The 18,563-nt window shown below is 38.2% G+C and carries 13 protein-coding genes and 5 pseudogenes; 2 read left to right on the top strand and 16 right to left on the bottom strand.

The features are described from left to right. Nucleotides 1–17 precede the first annotated feature (17 nt). The 10 genes and pseudogenes from AC1F25_RS00635 to AC1F25_RS00590 all read right to left on the bottom strand — a co-directional run bounded on the left by AC1F25_RS00635 (nt 18) and on the right by AC1F25_RS00590 (nt 10,068). Nucleotides 18–3,187 (bottom strand): annotated as a pseudogene (locus AC1F25_RS00635) (Ig-like domain-containing protein). Nucleotides 3,188–3,409: 222 nt separating this feature from the next. After that, entirely contained in the window at nt 3,410–4,294 is an 885-nt protein-coding gene (locus AC1F25_RS00630) for a diacylglycerol/lipid kinase family protein (protein WP_119364828.1), read from the bottom strand. 94 nt (nt 4,295–4,388) lie between these two features. Continuing rightward, a complete protein-coding gene (locus AC1F25_RS00625; protein WP_086324516.1) occupies nt 4,389–4,826 on the bottom strand; it encodes a hypothetical protein in 438 nt (145 codons plus the stop codon). Nucleotides 4,827–5,046: 220 nt separating this feature from the next. Next, nucleotides 5,047–5,958: a peptidylprolyl isomerase gene (locus tag AC1F25_RS00620; protein ID WP_119364827.1), complete on the bottom strand. Its 912-nt coding sequence runs from the start codon at nt 5,956–5,958 to the stop codon at nt 5,047–5,049. Between the two features lie 376 nt (nt 5,959–6,334). Then, nucleotides 6,335–6,973, bottom strand: a complete 639-nt coding sequence (locus AC1F25_RS00615) for an ABC transporter ATP-binding protein (RefSeq protein WP_479994166.1) — start codon at nt 6,971–6,973, stop codon at nt 6,335–6,337. 3 nt (nt 6,974–6,976) lie between these two features. Then, a pseudogene (locus tag AC1F25_RS00610) lies at nt 6,977–7,348 on the bottom strand (DUF1430 domain-containing protein); the annotation flags it as partial. A 126-nt stretch (nt 7,349–7,474) separates the two neighbouring features. Continuing rightward, nucleotides 7,475–8,637: pseudogene (locus AC1F25_RS00605) on the bottom strand (IS3 family transposase). A gap of 73 nt (nt 8,638–8,710) precedes the next feature. Beyond that, nucleotides 8,711–9,046, bottom strand: a pseudogene (locus AC1F25_RS00600) (transposase); the annotation flags it as partial. 89 nt (nt 9,047–9,135) lie between these two features. Continuing rightward, nucleotides 9,136–9,609 (bottom strand): annotated as a pseudogene (locus AC1F25_RS00595) (helix-turn-helix domain-containing protein); the annotation flags it as partial. Between the two features lie 156 nt (nt 9,610–9,765). Further along, a complete protein-coding gene (locus tag AC1F25_RS00590) occupies nt 9,766–10,068 on the bottom strand; it encodes a helix-turn-helix domain-containing protein (RefSeq protein WP_002313373.1) in 303 nt (100 codons plus the stop codon). A gap of 196 nt (nt 10,069–10,264) precedes the next feature. Here AC1F25_RS00590 and AC1F25_RS00585 point away from each other — a divergent pair, with 196 nt between their 5' ends. Both AC1F25_RS00585 and AC1F25_RS00580 read left to right on the top strand, forming a co-directional pair. Continuing rightward, entirely contained in the window at nt 10,265–11,062 is a 798-nt protein-coding gene (locus tag AC1F25_RS00585) for a helix-turn-helix domain-containing protein (RefSeq protein WP_479994165.1), read from the top strand. Between the two features lie 50 nt (nt 11,063–11,112). Further along, nucleotides 11,113–12,255: a tyrosine-type recombinase/integrase gene (locus AC1F25_RS00580; protein WP_002295169.1), complete on the top strand. Its 1,143-nt coding sequence runs from the start codon at nt 11,113–11,115 to the stop codon at nt 12,253–12,255. A gap of 97 nt (nt 12,256–12,352) precedes the next feature. Here the strand turns inward: AC1F25_RS00580 and sufB are convergent, their stop codons facing one another. The 6 genes from sufB to AC1F25_RS00550 all read right to left on the bottom strand — a co-directional run bounded on the left by sufB (nt 12,353) and on the right by AC1F25_RS00550 (nt 18,555). After that, nucleotides 12,353–13,744, bottom strand: a complete 1,392-nt coding sequence (gene sufB / locus AC1F25_RS00575; protein WP_002287686.1) for a Fe-S cluster assembly protein SufB — start codon at nt 13,742–13,744, stop codon at nt 12,353–12,355. A gap of 4 nt (nt 13,745–13,748) precedes the next feature. After that, nucleotides 13,749–14,219, bottom strand: coding sequence for a Fe-S cluster assembly sulfur transfer protein SufU (gene sufU / locus AC1F25_RS00570; protein ID WP_002308248.1), 471 nt, complete (start codon nt 14,217–14,219; stop codon nt 13,749–13,751). Continuing rightward, nucleotides 14,206–15,441: a cysteine desulfurase gene (locus tag AC1F25_RS00565; protein ID WP_002312075.1), complete on the bottom strand. Its 1,236-nt coding sequence runs from the start codon at nt 15,439–15,441 to the stop codon at nt 14,206–14,208. The genes sufU and AC1F25_RS00565 overlap by 14 nt, the downstream gene beginning before the upstream one ends. Then, nucleotides 15,438–16,724 (bottom strand): Fe-S cluster assembly protein SufD, encoded by a 1,287-nt coding sequence (gene sufD / locus AC1F25_RS00560; protein WP_002312073.1) that lies wholly within the window; start codon nt 16,722–16,724, stop codon nt 15,438–15,440. Before sufD ends, AC1F25_RS00565 begins: the two co-directional genes overlap by 4 nt. A 12-nt stretch (nt 16,725–16,736) precedes the next feature. Continuing rightward, nucleotides 16,737–17,510, bottom strand: coding sequence for a Fe-S cluster assembly ATPase SufC (gene sufC / locus AC1F25_RS00555; RefSeq protein ID WP_002287679.1), 774 nt, complete (start codon nt 17,508–17,510; stop codon nt 16,737–16,739). A 196-nt stretch (nt 17,511–17,706) separates the two neighbouring features. Next, nucleotides 17,707–18,555: a MetQ/NlpA family ABC transporter substrate-binding protein gene (locus AC1F25_RS00550; RefSeq protein WP_002345358.1), complete on the bottom strand. Its 849-nt coding sequence runs from the start codon at nt 18,553–18,555 to the stop codon at nt 17,707–17,709. Between the last annotated feature and the right edge of the window lie 8 nt (nt 18,556–18,563).

Here is an 18,563-nt window from a genome sequence, read left to right as displayed (position 1 = left end):
ATCATCCTCCTTGATCTTTATTCTGTCGGCGCATCTGCTAATGTCCATGTCATCTCTGCTGAGTAGTTACCAGCTATCTGATTTTCTTTGGTTAAGACAAGTTTAAACGCCCGACCGTTATTTAAATATTCTGAATAATATGCTTGCACATTCGTTGAATTTTGTCCTCTGACAATTTCCAGTTCTTCTTCATTCACTAATTGATACTCCTCAGCTTTCTTGAAATAAAGGACATCCTGCATAGAAAATCCTGAATCGTTTGTAAAAGGCTGAGATAGTTTTATTGTTAAGATCCATGGACTTTTTGTTTCTCGCTGGTCATAAATCCATAATTTTTCCTGCCCATCCATTTGGCCAAATGCTTCTTGCGTCAAACCAGTTGCTTTGATCTGTCCAAAATCGAGTTTGGAAGGGGCAAGAAATGAGAGACCACCTTCTACTACAATCTTCGTAGCAGGTGCAAAAGGCGGGGCATCATGATAAACAACTGGCGTATCACTTGGATTGTGATTCCCAATTTCATCGTTGGTACTTGGCTTGTTCTGCACACCCTTAGCAGCAGCTTCTCCTGCTTGGTCGTTTAATACAATTTCTAATACATCTCCTGCAAAAAGCTGATTTTCTGGGATAGAAAGAACAAATTTCCCTGTATCATCAATAGTGGTTTCTGACAAAACAGCTTGATTTTTTTCAATGAAACCAAAGCTCCTGCTTCGCCTGTACCTGTGATTGAGCGAGAAGCTGCATTGATCAATGTGGTACTTAAATTAGCAGGTTCAGGAGGAATCACATCGACTGTCGTTTTGGCAGAGTCCAGTTCTGTCACTTCTTGGCCGCCTCTTACTTTTTTAGCAGCAACTACTTGCACTTGATCCCCCGTTGTTAGTCTTTCTTCGTTGGGTACTTGAACTTCAAACAAACCGCCTTGTTCGCCTTCTCCCCACGGATTATATCCTGCCCCTTCATTTTCATCTGTTTGTCCTTGTGTGAGAGCAGTAATTTCTACAGGTGATTTCGTCGTATCTGCATAAATAATACGTAAAGTCACTTCTACTTCGCCTGTCCAAGCATCTCTTGGCTTTGCCTCGACACCTTCGGGAACAACGACATGCCCATAGATTTTTTTATCTGCATTCGTTGGTACTCTTAAGGATTCAATCATCGGAAGCTCGTTATTGGCACTGATTCGATTATAATTTTTCATTCCGGCACCTGTCTGAGCAAATTCATTTGTTAAACCTGCACTAGGGCTTGATACAAAATTACCTAAGTCGGTTCCATTGATCGATAAGTCTGTCATATCAGAAAAATAATCCGGATCTTTTTCAAAGTTATCGAACGTTGCTCCTGCCTTTCGCCATAAAGCAATTTCTGAATGAGCGATCTTCAAAGAAGAATCGCCATTTCCTTGAAATACCCAGCCACCTATGCCATTAGTCTCGCTTCCGATCCGTTTGTTTTGGAAATCGAAATAGGTAGGAGATTCTAAGTCTACATTCAACACATCCCCACTGATGATGCCAGTCTTATCTTCCCCAGTTTTCCCGACCATGACTAAATAAGTTTTTTCGCCAGCCATAAAGTTCAAATCAATATCTCCAGTTGTATCTACGGTAGCTCCGGAATCTGCGCGTATATCGATATTTGATTTTTCTCCAGTAACCGTAAAATCAGCTGACCCTGGACTTTCTAGAAAACCAGAAGCGTCATAAAATTGGATCGCTTGGTTTCCTTGATTGAGTCTGTTCACATAAGATTTGCCATCCCCTGCATTTCTTACCGTCAATGAGCCTCCATTAGTTACTGTTAGTTTTTGCGTACCGTTCTCAAAACGAACTGCGCTAGAACGACCACTTTGCTTATCAATATCGATGACTGATCCGGCTCCTTCTACGATCAAAGAAAGTCCTTTCCCTACAAAACGCATCCCATTGTTTCCAGGTTGGTCGCCATCTCCAGCCATTTTGACCGAGATTTGTCCACCACTTGATACATGGATTTGACTAGAATCTCCTTGCAGGCGAAATCCGCCAGTAGTCGCTGTATTGATTGTGATTTTCCCATCATTCGACACAGCGACTCTTGATCCTGAGCCTCTCATTTGGATAATTCCGCGATTGTTGTCGTTGGTAATATTGATCTTTGTATTTACCGAAAATTCACTTCCTGAGCCACTGACTTCAAATGTGACATTCCCGGGTAGCGTATCGACAGCCTCTCCTTCATCGCTGACGCCATCTGCCCGATCATAGTCAAGAGAGACCTTTGAACCACTCAAGATATGGAGTCCTGGTGCTGTTTTTCCACTGATCGTCTCATCACCTGAATCTAGAAAACCATAGAATTTTCCTAGATATGGTCCATAAAGCTGACTACCATTGATTACATTTAGCTGATAGCTTCTACAAAAATAAGCTTTACCCGGAGCGGCATTCATCCCTTCTTTCACTGGTTGGACATCCAATACACCGGAAACACCATCTAATGTGACAGTTGCACGAGGGGCGTAAATCAGGCCTAATTTAGAACCATCATATAAGTCAAGTTTCCCGGTAAATTTTATTTCTCCCGTAAAATGATATCTGTTTCCCCAAAAATCGGACATATAAGCAATGATAATGGCATTTCCATCGATATTTGGTATCAACCCACCTGGATGAGCTGCCGTTCCTTTAAAATTCTGAAACTCGATCGACTGAGGTGTCTCATTGATATAGATGTGATGTGTGCCGAAATTATGAGCAAGTCCGCCAAAATCGATAACGATATCTCGCTTGATCTCCAATTCCCTGTCTAAAGTCAAAGGCTGAGTTAAACGAATCTTAGCTACTGATTCGTCTGCGAGAAGCTGCGTCAGTTCTTCTGTTGTGGCAGCTTCGCTGTACCCATCCGCTGAAACAACTCTAACCTGTACCTCTTCACTGCTATCAGACGTTTGTTCAGCTACTTCTGAGGTCTCACTTGTCTTATTTTCTTCTTGCCTTGTATTAGAAGTAGGCGCCTCACTTTGGGATTCTGTAGTTTCAGAAGTAATTGATTCTTCTGAAAAAGTAGTCTTGTCAAAACTTTGATTCTCTGATTGCGTTGATTCGCTTGTTTTCTCTACATCGGCAAAAACGGATGTCACCATCAAGAGAGGGAAAACAAACAAAATCGACGCAATCAGCTTTTTTACATATTGATTCATTCTCCACCATCCTCTCTGACGTTTTGACAATTTTATTTTAACGTTTCAATTTATTTGTAATTGTACTTTCATATTTAAAATATGTATTTTTATGGCAAATTTTTCTGTTAGGTGAAAATTTCTTTTTTGTACAAAAAAAAGGCTGTGACAAAAGTCTTGTCACAGTCCCTTATTCCAAACAAGCGGTGTTCTCCTGACAACTCCTCGGTCACAACCTCCATTTTAACAATAAACCTGTAAATGTGAGGGTAACACTTTGATTGTCACAGGTAATTTATCCCCTTCATCCCCATCAGCATTCGTCGTCAATTCTTCCTCATCAGCTAATGACACAACTAATTGCTCACAAGTAAGATAGGCTAGATTTTTCGTAGATTCATCTACTCCTTTTAATAGGTCTGGCAATGTTTTAAGCGTATCGATCAAAGAAGAATCTTTTAAATAAACCATATGGAGCTTACCATCATCCACTTTTGCATTTGGAAGTAATGTTTCAAAACCGCCGACTGAGTTAGTTAGTCCTATCAGCAAGGTACTGCTCTCAATTTCTTCCTTCTTTCCATCAATTTCTACGTGAAACGAGTAGGATTGTGTAGAAGCTAACTGTTTGATTCCTGACATGAAATAAGCTAGTTTTCCAAATTTCGTCTTCTTCTCCGCATCTACATCATTGATTGCTTCAGGGATAGAGCCAATTGCGACGACATTCATAAAATAGTCGTCATTTATTTTTCCAATATCCAATGGCTTGACTGATTCAATCGAAAAATGATTGATCGCTTCCTCAGGTTCTAGCGGTATCCCTAATGCTCGAGCCAAGTCATTCACCGTACCCAATGGGAAAAATCCGAAATTTGGCCGATGTTCTTGTTCAGCGATTCCACTGATTCCTTCGTTGACTGTTCCATCTCCGCCCATGACAAACACACTATGATACCCTTCCGTAGCAGCTTCGCGAGTAAAGTTTTTTGCATCCCCTGCTTTTTTTGTATGCAAGACGACCACTTCATCAAACACCGATTCCAATTTTGCTATCGCTAATTGCTCAAATTCCTTTGCTTGTTCACCGCCTGAACTGGGGTTTACCACTAATAAAACTTTTTTCATCACTTTCTTTCCCTTCTCATTGATTTCTTTAATATAACGATAGCATAAAGAAAAAAATTAGGCTGTGATGAAGTACTGTTCATGAAACATTCATTTATTTTTTGACAAAATAAAACAGCCATACTATGAAACTGAAGAAAATTAAAACAATGATATAGGAAATAAAAGAAAATGATAGGCGTTGCACACCTAATAAAGTAAAAATTTTAGGTGGCAGATAAAAACACAAAAATAGCAAGAGAATATAATAGCGTTTCTTCCACTTTTTGTTATCAGACCTTATAGCGATCAGAGGAATACCAAATGCATAACTGAAAAACTCTTGATGTACTGTTAATATTTCACGACCTTGAATAATAAATGCGACAATCCCCGCTATAATTAGTGTGCCTAACACCAAAACGGAAAATCGATGAATATATTTTATATACAAATGATCCATTGTACTTCCTGCCTTTTTATTTGTGAGAAAAACAAATCCGTATACGTGAATAACTTCTAGAAATAAAAGAAATTTGCAAAACCACTCCATTTATCTACTTCTACGTGCATTTTTTAATATCGTTTTCTTTATTTAAGATTATACAGAAAAATATCTAGGGTGGCTATCTTGGATTCTAAGTAAAAAAATTTTAAAAATAAAAAGAACTAAATCAAGTAGTAATGAAACTACTGTTGATTTAGTTCTAATAAAAAGATTTAGATGAACAGTTTTATTGATTTAAATAGTTCATATTTTTTATTTATTCCGCTTATTTACTACTTGCTGTACTGGAATCTGAAGTGAATGTACTCAAAACATTTTCAAAGTCTTTGTCTTTGATTTTTACATTAGCGTCTTTCAATACTTCACCAATCACTTTATTTTGGAAATTACTATCACTTAATTTTGTGTCTGTTGCAATTTCTTTCAATTCTTTTTTGTATTTATCCATGTCGTTGCCTTTGTTTTGGTTTTTCACCATTTTAACCACATAATATTCCGTAGTATAAGTTGAAGCATTGGTAGAAGTGATCACATCAGAAACTTGACCATCTTTCAACTTAAAGGCTGCTTCTTTGACTTCTGCCGGAATCGTTGCAGTAGTTGAATCAAACTTCACTTTTCCGCCATCTTCTTTTGTCGTAGTATCAGTTGACTTGTCTTTGGCTAATTTAGAGAAATCGTCTCCCTTATCAGCAGCTTTCTTCACATCTTTTGCATCATCTTCACTTGCTACTTGGATAATTTGAGCTTCCACTTCTGGATGGAAAGATTCCCAAGCCGTTTTTAAATCTTCATCGGTCAATTTGATATGTTTCTTTAGACCTTCTTGGAAGGCTAAGCTTTGTTTGATACTGTCTTTGAATGTTTGTTCTGTGTAACCTGCAGATTTCAATTGTGAATCAAATGAATCACCCAATTGTTTCTTTGTTTGATCATATTGGGAATGGATTTCTTTGGTTGATACGTCATCTCCATATTTATCTTCAAATACTTGATAAACGATCAACTGTTGCACAGCGGAATCTGCTCCTTGCATTTTTTTCAAGCTATCCATTACTTCTTGTTCGCTGATTGTACCGCCTTTATAACTAACGGCTGTTTTTTCACCGGCATTCGTACAGCCTGACAATAAGCCAGCGCCTAGTACGATGGCAAGTGCTAAAAATCTTTTTTTCATTTATCATTTCTCCTACTTTTCGTTTTTTGCGAATTGCTAAAAACAAAGGTGTTCAAGATGAAAATCATCAAGAACACCTTTACTAATCTGCTCGATACGTCCTGAATAGATATAAGGCTACACAATCCAGAAAGTTCGCTCAGCAGAATAAATGTCAAGTAGCACATCACACCTTAATATACTACTTCTTTTGTTACCGTTTTTCAAGTCTATCTTGCGTTCCGTATTTAACGTAACTAATTCTTAGAACAAATGTTATCGATTTTGTTTTTCTTCTTCCGCTGTTGGGATATTCAAATCAGACACTTTTATGTTCGATTTTCCAGACATTTTTTTGTTGTTTTTATTGAAAAAAATTTGATTTTTCATTTGTTTTCTAAAGCATGATCTTCTTGTTTCCTATTTTGGTCAGATATGGATCATGCGTGACCACGATAACTAACGTACCTTGAGAAGCCTGTTGCGATAAAATTTCAACTACTTTATCCTTATTTCTTTTATCCAATGACCCAGTCGGTTCATCGGCTAAAATGATTTTGCTATTCTTCAATAAGACTCTCGCACAGGCGATTCTTTGCTTCGCACCACCAGATAATGTATAAACAGGCGTACTTAGCTTCTTGTCTATATTTACTTTTTTCAATGCTTCATACTTTACTATTCGTTTATCCGAAGCATTTAAATTCGAAAACTTCAAGCCAATGTCTAAATTAAAATTGATCGTTTCATATTCAATCAATCCGAAGTCTTGAAAAAGAAAAGAGAGGGCATTTCTTTTTATCAAGCGCTTCTCTCTTCCAGTTAAATGTTTTGTTTCTTGATTAAATAAATAAAATTGCCCTGAACTGAATTGATCATTCAATCCTAATATATTCAATAAAGTACTTTTCCCTGCTCCGCTCTCTCCAACTACAGTCACAAAATCCCCAGCATCCGCAGTAAAATGGTCCAAATGAAGAATGGTTTTGTTTCGAATGATTTTTTTTGCACTTTTTATCGCTATCAACGGTTCCAACTGTTAACCTCCATTCATCAACAATAACTGACTTTTCTTTTCTGTAGACAAAATAAAAATAACTGAAAGAATAAAATCAATGAAACTAAAGAAAAAAATATTAAAAAGATACTCAGGCTCTCTTTCTATAAGGAAAAGGAAGATTACACTTGTCATTCCCCATTTGATGAGGTTCATTATGAAGAAATCTTTATATGTTTCGAAGAGCGAATAACCACTTAAACGAAAGATAGAGATTTTCCGGCAATTGTAGACAAAATATATGCGTAACATGACGTAGCTCAATAAGAAAAAAGAAAAGAAAGTGAGGAAACATACCTGTATCAAATAATGAAATGACCTGCTTAATACCTTGACAGCTGCCTCTTCTGTTTGGAATGGCAACAGTTTTTTTGACAAATTTTATAAGGTGCAGAACTTCTTTCCGTATGCTATTCCGATTGTCCTTGACAATGAGTCTCCTCGGATGTGACGATCTTCGGCAGGAGCTAACAATTAAAGTTAGACTGCCTCGCTAGCGTTAGCACATCCGAGCTCATTATCAAGGATTCGCTGCGCCAATCTCTGGTTACGGTAACCAACCGGTGTCTCGTAGCCAAGTGTACCGTGCAACCGAAGGTGGTTCCACCAATTGACATAGTCAAATAACTCCAAATCCAATTGTTGTAAGGTTTCAAATGTGTATTGATAGACAAATTCTACTTTCAACGACTTATAAGTTGATTCAGCTACGGCATTATCAAAAGGACAGCCTTTATGACTTAATGATCGATTGATGTCAAAAGTTGTTAATAATTCATCAATAGCTTGGTTATCAAACTCTTTTCCACGATCAGTATGAAAAATCTCAACCTCTGTCAGAGGTTGTTTGATACGGCTAAATGCTTTTTTTACTAGAACGGCATCTTTATGTTCTCCACAAGAATAGCCGAGAATTTCTCGATTGAACAGATCCAAAATGAAACAGACATAATTCTATTTTTTCCCGACTCGTACATAAGTCAAGTCTGTTACGATCGCTTCTAATGGGTTGTCTCTTAAGAATTTACGATTCAATACGTTTGTCGTTTTGGCTTCATTGCAAGTAGAATGATGTACTTTAAAATAAGCAACAGTATAGCTCGATTTTAATCCTCTATTTTTCATGATTCTACTAATTTTTCGTCGGCTGATCTGAATGCCTCGTTTTGATAAGGCTTTTTTTATTTTTCTTGAGCCATAGGCCTTTCGGCTGCGGATAAATTCTTCAGCTACTACTTCTTCAAGTTCTGATTCGTCTTTCTTTGGTTTTGATTGATAATAATAGGACTGACGTGATAGACCTAATATTCTGCACATCGCTGATATAGGGTAAAGATGCTTATTCGCATCGATTACTTGTCTCTTCGTCCGAATATCAGCGCTGCTTGCTTTAAAATATCATTTTCCATTTCTAATTGCTGGTTTCTTTTACGTAGTTCTAACAATTCTTTTTGTTCAGGCGTAAGATTATCTTTTTCTTTGAATGAACCACTCGTTTTAGATTGCTTTACCCATTTGTCAAATGCTGAAGCCGTTAGTTCATATTCTCGAATGATTTCTACACGTGGCTTTCCAGCTAAGTAAAGATTGACGATTTGTTGCTTGAATTCTTGTGAAAAAGTTCTTCGTGTTCTCTTAGACATAAAAATTCCTCCTGGTATGTTTTCTTCTAGTCTACACACCTTAATTTTTCTGTCTAGTTAATTGTAGCCTATCCACGCCCTTCCGGAAGAGGTGGATGATGGTCTCCTCCAGCGTATCGTTCGTGCGCTTGTAGGCGGGAACGGTCTGTTGCTTGAACTCGCCGTTGCGGTCGCGCGGGATTTCGAGGTGGAGCTCCCCGTACTCGGTCTTGACCGTCCGGTCATAGGTGCCATTACGGGAATTGCCGGAGTGGAACCCAATCCGGTCGTACTTCTCGTAATCCAGGAAGGCCGTCAGCTCCGTCCGCAGTAGCGTGTTTACGGCCAGCTCCAGATGGGAGCGGAATAACTCGTTCAAATCACCTTTGGTGGCTAGAGTCTGCAGGAGTTCTGTAGTAAAATCGTTCATAGGGAAGTCCTCTTTTCTGTGAATGGGTGTGGTAACTTTATTCTACAGAAGGGACTTCCTTTTTTCTATTTACACAAAATATTTTATACTCTCCCATCGTCATTATTTTCTTCATAAAGAACACTAACCTTAGTGTAAATTTCTTTTATATTAATATCCTCTTCTTCATTAATTGTATTATTAGATGTATTATTCTCTGTTAACTTTTCTTTGCTAGGGGTGTTAACTTTTGTTAGCGGGGTAGCTAACTTTTCTTTGTCAGGGGTGTTAACAATTCTTATAACTCTTTTATCTACCTCCTTCGAATTTTCTTTATATATAACTTCTCTCGAAATGTAGCCATTTGCTTCTAAAGATTTAAGCCATTTTTGAATAGATACCCTACTAACGCCGTATAAATCTTGAAAATACTGTGTTTTCGCCCAGCAAAATCCTTTTTCATTGCATAAAGCAGTGATTTCACCATACAAAAGCTTTGAACTTGGAATTAAGTCTCGGTCATATCTAACATTAGCGGGGATGATAGCATAGTAATTTCTTTGAATCTTTTGTTCATCACTCATATACTTTCTCCCTATCTTTAAAGTATGTTAAAATGTAGTCAAATAAAGTTTTCTTAGAACTTTATTCATTATCGAGTGTTCCCCTTCGTCTGCAAACTATCGGGAGCACTCTTTTTTATATATTTTTCAATTCTTTTCAATACTAAATTTGTTATTTCATCTTCTCTCAAAACTTTCACCTCTCTTCATTCGAGCAAACATAAACTCATTAACTGCCTTTTTCGAATAAAATTTTCTTGCCCCCAATTCAACCACAGGTAATCCCTCATTTCTTACAGCATTTTTTAAAAAGTTTTCGCTCACATTTAAGTATTCTGCCATTTCTTTTTGATTGAGATATTCCCTTGTCATACCAGCATTTTCTTGAGCCTTTTCAATAGCTTTTGTAGCAATTTGATAAAACTGCTTCAGAAACATTTCCTCCTGCTCTTCTGAGATCATTAATTTTATTGCTTCCACAAAAACCTCTCCTTTTTGATTGTTCTATAACTTCTCTACCTAAATAGTAATTTTTAGTAATGAGCAACAAAAAAATAATTACTAAAAATTACTATTTTATAATATCTTATAGAAATTCCATTGTCAACATTTTTAATAAATTTTAGTAAATGATAGCAATATATGTTACAATAAATCAGAAAAAGGAGGCTTAGTTATGAAACCTAATCTATCGTTAACTAGTGAACGTATTAGAAAAATTATCAAATCCAAAGGTCTGACATTAGAACGATTCGGTGATTTAATTGGAGACACACCAATAAGTTCCGTTAATAATTGGCTTAGAGGTGTGTCTTTACCCAATAAAAATAGGCTTTTAACAATTGCAAATATTGGAAACACTAGTGCAGACTGGATTAAATGGGGAACTTTGGAAGAATACATAGCTTCATACCTTATAGATTCAGGATATGAGCTATATATTAAGGACTTCCCAGAGATACCTCACAAAGTCTTTAATGATATTCAAGAAAGATATAGTGATACGTTTTCGCTAGATAAAGACTATGAGTTATTGAATCCTATAATAAAAAATATATTTTCAAAATATTACTCAAAAGATTTTGAAATTTATCTAAATGAGATACTTGCTAATGATATCAATCCTCTTATCGAAGAGTATGCTAGTCAAAAACACTCTATCTCTAAAGAGCTATTTTTCAAAAGAGCCAACAGTAGACTTCAAGATAAGATAAGAAATGGGGATTTCAAATACGGTGAAAAAGAAATACTGATTGATTCTTCAAAACAGCTATTAAACGAAATGGACTTAGCCTATCAAGATATTTCACAGTATTCATCTGTCGAGGATTTCTTTTATAAAATTACTAAAAACCAATTTGAAACAGAAAAATTTATTTCTGATCTTAGCAAAAAATACAATTTCCCATATGAGAAAAATAGTATAGTCGCAAAATTTCTAACTAATAATCACGATAAATTTAAAAGCAATTGATTCTTCAAATAACTTCTCTACCTGCAATCATGAAGTAAGGAGAGAATCAAATGGCCACATTTTTTAGTTATAAATTACAAAATGGCGAAAAATATTGGGGATTTGAAACTTATTTAGGAAAAGATCCCAAGACTGGAAAAGATATACGTACAAAGCGTAGAAGATTCAAATCAAAAGCTGAGGCACAAATAGCACTTAATAGACTACTTGTAGACTTTAAAGAAAAACAAGAGTTTAAAATCAATGTTACAACTTTTCAAGAGTTATATGAATTATGGATTGATAACTACAGAACGAGAGTAAAACCATCTTCCGTTGCCGTTGCTCAACGTTTTTGCAAGAACCATATATTACCTGCTTTTGGGGAATTACGATTGGATAAAATAAGTGTTAGTTATTGTCAAAAACAGGTTAATGAATGGCACAAAACATTAAAACAATATGGTTTCTTGAGAAAAACAACTGCTCAAATATTTAAATTTGGAGTAGCAATGGAAGTCTGTAAAGATAATCCTATGTCTAAAACATTGCTTCCAAGAAAAATTGAAGAAGAACAACCCTTGAAGTTTTATACGAAAGATCAATTACAACTATTTTTAAAGAATACTAAAGAAAATAATTCAGTTAAACTGTACACTTTTTTCCGTTTATTAGCTTATACAGGAATGCGTAAAAGCGAGGCATTGGCGCTTCAATGGGAAGATATAGACTATTTCAATAAAACAATAACAATTGGTAAAACTATCGCTCAAGACGAGTTTAATCAAGTAGTTCTACAAGTACCTAAAACTAAAAATTCATCAAGAACGATTCAGCTTGATGATTTTACACTTAAACAACTGCGTATTTGGCAACAAGAACAAATGAAAATAATGATCTTATATGGCTATAACACGAATTCACCAAAGCAGTTTCTTTTCACTACAAACACAAACAAGCTGTACTACCCCCAAGTAGTAAACGATTGGTTAGACTGGATTTACAAAAAGACACCGATGGAGCCTCAAATTACTCCACATGGATTTAGGCATACCCACTGTAGCTTATTGTTTGAAAGTGGTGCGTCAATAAAAGAAGTACAAGAACGATTAGGTCACAAAGATATTAAAACTACCATGAATATCTATGCTCATGTCACACCACAATCTATTAAGAAAACAGGTGACCGATTTGCAAAATTTATGGGCGAATAATTCCAAACGTAGCCAAAAACGTAGCCAACTATTAAAATGCAAATAAAAAAATGCTCGAAACGCTTTAATATCAACGTTTCGAGCAATGAAATAGTTATTATCCAACAGACCCTTCCATCTCATAACTGATCAATCGGTTGAGTTCGACTGCATATTCCATTGGAAGTTCTTTGGTGAATGGTTCAACAAAGCCCATGACGATCATTTCAGTTGCTTCAGATTCTGTCAGGCCTCGGCTCATCAGATAGTAGAGTTGTTCTTCTGAGATTTTTGAGACTTTGGCTTCGTGTTCTAAAGAGACTTGGCTGTTGTGGATCTCATTGAATGGGATCGTATCGGATTTCGACCATTCGTCCATGATGATCGTGTCACATTCGATATGAGAGATCGAACCCGCACTGTTTTTGGCAAAGGTTACTTGTCCTCGATAGTTTACTTCACCGCCGTCTTTTGAGATTGATTTAGAGACGATGGAACTAGAAGTGTTTGGTGCGTTGTGGATCATTTTTGCACCTGTATCTTGGATTTGGTTTGCTCCTGCAAAGGCGATGGAGAGCATGGTGCCTCGTGCGCCTTTTCCATCTAAGTAAACACTTGGGTATTTCATCGTTGTTTTTGCACCTAGGTTTCCGTCGATCCATTCAACGGTTGCGCCTTCGTATGCTTTTGCTCGTTTGGTTACTAAGTTGTACACATTGTCTGACCAGTTTTGGATCGTGGTGTAACGGCAATACGCATCTTTTCTTGTAAAGATTTCTACGATGGCGGCATGCAGACTATTACTTGAATAAGTAGGTGCCGTACAGCCTTCGACATAGTGGATGCTTGCTCCTTCGTCAACGATGATCAGCGTACGTTCGAATTGCCCCGTGTTTTCCGCATTGATCCGGAAGTACGTTTGTAATGGAACATCGACTTTGACGCCTTTTGGCACGTAAATAAAGGTTCCACCTGACCATACGGCTGAATTCAGCGCTGCTAATTTGTTGTCGGTTGGCGGTACAAGTTTTGAAAAGTACTCTTTGAATAATTCAGGGTATTCTTTCAAAGCAGAGTCAGTGTCAGTAAAGACGATTCCTAATTTTTCGAATTCATCTTTCATATTATGGTACACGACTTCTGATTCATATTGTGCGGAAGCACCGGCTAGATAAGCTCGTTCAGCTTCTGGGATACCAATCTTTTCAAATGTATCTTTGATTTTTTCTGGTACGTCTTCCCAGTCACGAGCGGGTTTGTCACTTGGTTTTTGGTAATATTTGATGGCATCGAAATCGATGTCTGAAAGGTCGGGCCCCCATGTTTGCATTGGCATTTTATTGAATGTTTCTAGAGATTTCAGACGGAATTCAAGCATCCATTCTGGTTCGCCTTTGATTCTTGACATCTCACGGATCACTTCTTCTGTCAAGCCTTCTCCTGTACTGAAAACCGGTTCGACATCATCGTGAAACCCGAATTTATATTCTTCTAATTCTGGTACGCCCATGTTCTCACTCCTCTTCCTTGTGGTAATGATGGAAAGCTGCGGTACCATCGTTTTCCATTGCTTTTCCTAGTGCTTTCCAGGCAAGTGTCGCACATTTGATCCGAGCGGGAAATTTAGCTACACCACCAAGCATAGCAGCATCGCCTAATTGGTCGGGATCTTGGACTTCTTTTCCTTGGACAAGCTGTAGAAAGTCTACAGTTAAATGTTCTGCTTCTTCTATTGATTTTCCAATGACGGCGTCTGTCATCATCGAGGCACTTGCCGTACTGATGGAGCAGCCGCTGCCGTCAAAGGCGATATTTTTGATGATTCCGTCTTTTACATCGACTTGCAATTCGATCACATCTCCACATGTGGGGTTGTTCAATTCAATCTTGCTTGTCGAGTCGGTCAAGCTTCCACGATGATGCGGATGGGAAGAATGATCCAAGATCACTTGACGGTATAAATTGTCTAATTTAGATAGTCCCATGTTGGAAAAACTCCTTTGTTGCCATGATTGCTTCAACTAAACGGTCGGCGTCGTGCGTCGTGTTGTAGAAATAAAAGCTGGCGCGAGCAGTCGCTGATACTTCAAGGTACTTCAATAGCGGTTGCGCACAATGATGACCTGCTCTAACGGCTACCCCTTCCATGTCTAAAGCTGTCGCGACATCATGGGGATGTAACCCATCCAAATTGAACGCAACAACTCCTGTCCGAAATTTCGGGTCTTGCGGACCATAAACAGTCAATCCATCGATTGCTTGTAATTTTGGCAACACATAAGCGGCTAGTTCTTCTTCATATCGATGGATATTGTCCATGCCGAGTTCTTGCAAATAATCGATTGCATGGCCTAATGCGATAGCGCCAGCGATATTTGGTGTCCCTGCTTCGAATTTCCAAGGTAGTTCTTTCCATGTACTGTCGTATAATTCGACAAAATCAATCATTTCGCCACCAAATTCAACGGGTTCCATTTCTTCTAACCATTTTCGTTTACCATATAAAACACCAATACCTGTTGGTCCGCACATTTTGTGTCCGCTGAAAGCAAAGAAATCACAGTCTAGTGCTTGGACATCAATGGCCATGTGCGGGGCAGATTGTGCACCATCTACTACGATGACCCCACCGTTTTCATGGACAAGTTCAGCTAATTCTTGAACAGGATTGATGACACCTAAAACATTGGATACATGAGCAATGGAGACGATTTTGGTTTTGTCCGTAATCTTTTTCGCTGCATCCTCCATATCCAGGAAGCCTTCTTCTGTTAGTTCGATATATTTCAGGACGGCACCTGTTCGTTTTGCCAACTGCTGCCATGGGATAACATTAGAATGATGTTCCATGTAAGAGATCACTATCTCGTCTCCTGCTTTGATATAGCGGTCGCCGAAGCTTCTGGCTACCCAATTCAAACTTGTCGTCGTACCACGAGTAAACAGCACTTCTGCTGTTTCTTTTGCATGGATGAACGCTCGTACTTTTTCTCTTGCTTGTTCATACTCATGGGTCGCGCGTTCTGCTAACGTATGGACACCGCGATGAACATTGGCGTTATCGTGTTCGTAATAGTGCGCTAATGCCTGGAGTACTTGTTTTGGCTTTTGGGTCGTCGCTGCATTATCCAGATAAACGAAAGGTTCATCATTGACGTCTTGAAATAAAATAGGAAAATCATTGCGTAGCTTTTTAGCATCGATCATCCATTCAACTTCCCTTCGATTACTTCGACTAATTCTTTCCGAACTTGTTCTACAGGGATTGCTGTTAAGACAGAACCGAGGAATCCTCGAATCACTAAGCGCTCTGCTTCTTCTTTATGCAATCCTCGACTCATCAGATAGTACATTTCTTCTGGATCAACTCGTCCTACACTGGCAGCATGTCCAGCAGTTACTTCGTTTTCATCGATCAAAAGAATAGGATTCGCGTCACCGCGTGCTTTGTCAGAAAGCATCAAGACACGGCTTTCTTGTTGAGCATCTGCACCTTTTGCTCCTTTCAAGATGTGGCCGATACCGTTAAAGGTCAATGTTCCTTTTTCTCGGATCACTCCGTGTTGCAAAATATGCCCGATCGTATGAGGTGCTTTATTGGTTACTCGTGTATCGATTCCTTGGATTTGTCTGCCCGAGCTGATCGCCACGATTTTGACTTCTGCGTGTGCACCTTCTCCTGCTAAATCTGAATCAAAGTCAGCGATCACATGACCGTCATTCATGACACCAATTGCCCAGTCGACAGAAGCGTCTCGTAAAATGTGCCCACGGCGATTCATATAAGAAGTAATATTCTCTCCTAATTGATCTACAGCTGAATATTTGATTTTTGAACCAGCTTTAGCGATGACTTCCACGATGATATTACCTGATGATTTTGCTACTTGTTCTTTGGTTGTCTGGAAACGTTCCAGATAAGAAAATTCACTATGTTCATCTGCCACGATCAACACATGCTTGAAGAAGTGCTCATCGGATGCGCCATCTTGAATGAATAAGGACTCGAGTGGTTCATCGATCACGACATTTTTAGGCACATACAGGAAAATACCGCTGTTCATAAAAGCTACATGGAGTGCAGTCAATTGGTCTTCGTCCATGTTTACTGCTTTTTTCATATAATATTCTTGGACTAGTTCTGGGTATTCGATCATTGCAGTAGACAAGTCGGTAAAAATGACTCCTTTTTCTGCTAATTCCACAGGTAGTTGTTCAAAAATCGTCCATGAACCTTGTTGGACAAGCACAGGATTGTCTTTCATTGCATCAAATGCTGGAATCGTGCCTGTTTCACTGATAGTTTGTGTTTCTTTCACATCGAATAACGACCAACGATGGAATTTCACCCGATCGATATGCGGCAATGGCAGTTCATCTGCTTTTGTTAGTGCGTCTTGACGGAAGGTTCTCATCCAATCAGGTTCGCCTTTACTTAAAGAAAAATCATTTACCGCGTCAAGATAATCGAGCCAGTTTTTTTCTTTCATTCTTGCTCCCCCTTACGCTTCTTCTTCTTTATAGTCGATTCCTAATTCTTTACTGATTCCAGCGTAACCTTCTGCTTCTAGGCGTTTAGCTAAGTCAGCATTTCCTGTCATGACTACTCGACCTTCCATCATGATGTGAACGACATCAGGTGTGATATAGTTCAATAATCGTTGATAGTGGGTGATGATCAATGCACCGAAATTGTCTCCACGCATTTCATTTACTCCTTTAGCAACGACTTTCAAAGCATCGATATCCAAACCCGAGTCGATTTCGTCTAAAATCGCAAATGTTGGTTCTAACATCAACAATTGTAGGATCTCATTCCGTTTCTTTTCCCCGCCAGAAAAACCTTCGTTCAGATAACGTTCAGCCATTTCTTCTGGCATATTCAGTAAAGCCATTTTTTCATCTAACTTTTTCAAAAATGCCATAACAGAGATCTTGTCGTTTTCATCACGTTTCGCATTGATTGCTGCACGCATGAATTCCGCATTCGTGATACCTGGTATCTCACTTGGATATTGCATAGCTAAAAACAAACCAAGTCGTGCACGTTCGTCTACTTCCAAGTCTAAAACATTTTTTCCGTCAAACAAGATTTCGCCTTCTGTTACTTCATAGTTTGGATTGCCCATGATAGCGGCAGATAAGGTTGATTTTCCTGTGCCGTTAGGTCCCATGATGGCGTGAATTTCTCCGGTTTTCATTGTTAGGTTTACGCCTTTAAGGATTTCTTTTTCCTCGATCGACACATGTAGATTTTTTATTTCTAAGACAGACATGCATTATACCCCCAAATTCTCTTTCGTTCTCACTCATTTTAGACTAATTGAGAATGAAGCGCAATGATCTTCCTTACTAAAATCAAATATCTTTTATTGATTATTAAACAATTTTGATTTCTAAATTAGAATAGGTATAAAAAAGATGAGGAATAAGCCGTTACAGACTTATTTCTCATCTTTTTTGTTTCATTCCTTATTTTGCATCAGCCTTTACTGGTTTAACAGAGCCGCCCCATTTGTCTGTGATCCATTCTTGGACTTCTTTACGGTGAAGCACTTCAATCAGTTTTTTGATTTTGTCACTGTCTTCATCACCTTTGCGAGTCGCAATGATATTCACGTAAGGAGAGTTGTCTTTTTCAAGTAATACGGCATCTTCTAATGGATTCAATCCTGCGCCATAAGCGAAGTTTGCATTGATTGCGACTAGGTCACCTTCATCATTTTGGTACGTAGAAGCTAAAAGTGATGGGTCGATCGTATGGTTGAACTTCAAATTCTTAGGGTTTTCTGCAATATCATCGAATGTGGCTGTTTCCAGATCTACTCCATCTTTGACTTTGACTAGCCCAGCATCTTGTAAAATCGTGATGATGCGTCCCCAGTCTGATTCAGAATTCGAAGTGATGATCGTTGCACCATCTTTTAGTTCAGAAACATCTTTGATTTTTTTAGAGTACAAGCCCATTGGTTCGATGTGGACAGCACCGGCATTGACAAAGTCATACCCTTTTTCTTTGATTTCTTTGTTCAAATAAGGAATATGTTGGAAGTAATTGGCATCGATATCGCCTTCTTCCAAAGATTGGTTCGGTAATACATAGTCATCGAATTTGACGATTTCAAGATCGATTCCTTCATCTTTCAATAATGGTTTCACATGTTCCAAAATCTCTGCGTGCGGTGTCGGTGAAGCGCCGACTTTCAATGTCGTGTCGTCTGCTTTATTTGCTGAATCTTTGCTGTCGCTGTTGTTACCGCATGCTGTTAATCCTACAGTCAGCAAAAGCGCTGCTGCTAATCCAAAAATCTTCTTTTTCATATCCTATA

The organism is Enterococcus sp. M-BR2 (assembly GCF_056612775.1).
This window is presented reverse-complemented; position numbering and strand designations above follow the sequence as displayed.

Excerpts from the sequence above, each read along its gene's own strand:
- AC1F25_RS00585 (WP_479994165.1), top strand. The coding sequence starts at position 10,265 with ATGAAACCTAATCTATCGTTAACTAGTGAACGTATTAGAAAAATTATC.
- sufC (WP_002287679.1), bottom strand. The coding sequence starts at position 17,510 with ATGTCTGTCTTAGAAATAAAAAATCTACATGTGTCGATCGAGGAAAAA.
- sufB (WP_002287686.1), bottom strand. The coding sequence starts at position 13,744 with ATGGGCGTACCAGAATTAGAAGAATATAAATTCGGGTTTCACGATGAT.
- AC1F25_RS00580 (WP_002295169.1), top strand. The coding sequence starts at position 11,113 with ATGGCCACATTTTTTAGTTATAAATTACAAAATGGCGAAAAATATTGG.
- AC1F25_RS00630 (WP_119364828.1), bottom strand. The coding sequence starts at position 4,294 with ATGAAAAAAGTTTTATTAGTGGTAAACCCCAGTTCAGGCGGTGAACAA.
- AC1F25_RS00620 (WP_119364827.1), bottom strand. The coding sequence starts at position 5,958 with ATGAAAAAAAGATTTTTAGCACTTGCCATCGTACTAGGCGCTGGCTTA.
- AC1F25_RS00565 (WP_002312075.1), bottom strand. The coding sequence starts at position 15,441 with ATGATCGATGCTAAAAAGCTACGCAATGATTTTCCTATTTTATTTCAA.
- sufD (WP_002312073.1), bottom strand. The coding sequence starts at position 16,724 with ATGAAAGAAAAAAACTGGCTCGATTATCTTGACGCGGTAAATGATTTT.
- AC1F25_RS00625 (WP_086324516.1), bottom strand. The coding sequence starts at position 4,826 with ATGGAGTGGTTTTGCAAATTTCTTTTATTTCTAGAAGTTATTCACGTA.
- sufU (WP_002308248.1), bottom strand. The coding sequence starts at position 14,219 with ATGGGACTATCTAAATTAGACAATTTATACCGTCAAGTGATCTTGGAT.
- AC1F25_RS00550 (WP_002345358.1), bottom strand. The coding sequence starts at position 18,555 with ATGAAAAAGAAGATTTTTGGATTAGCAGCAGCGCTTTTGCTGACTGTA.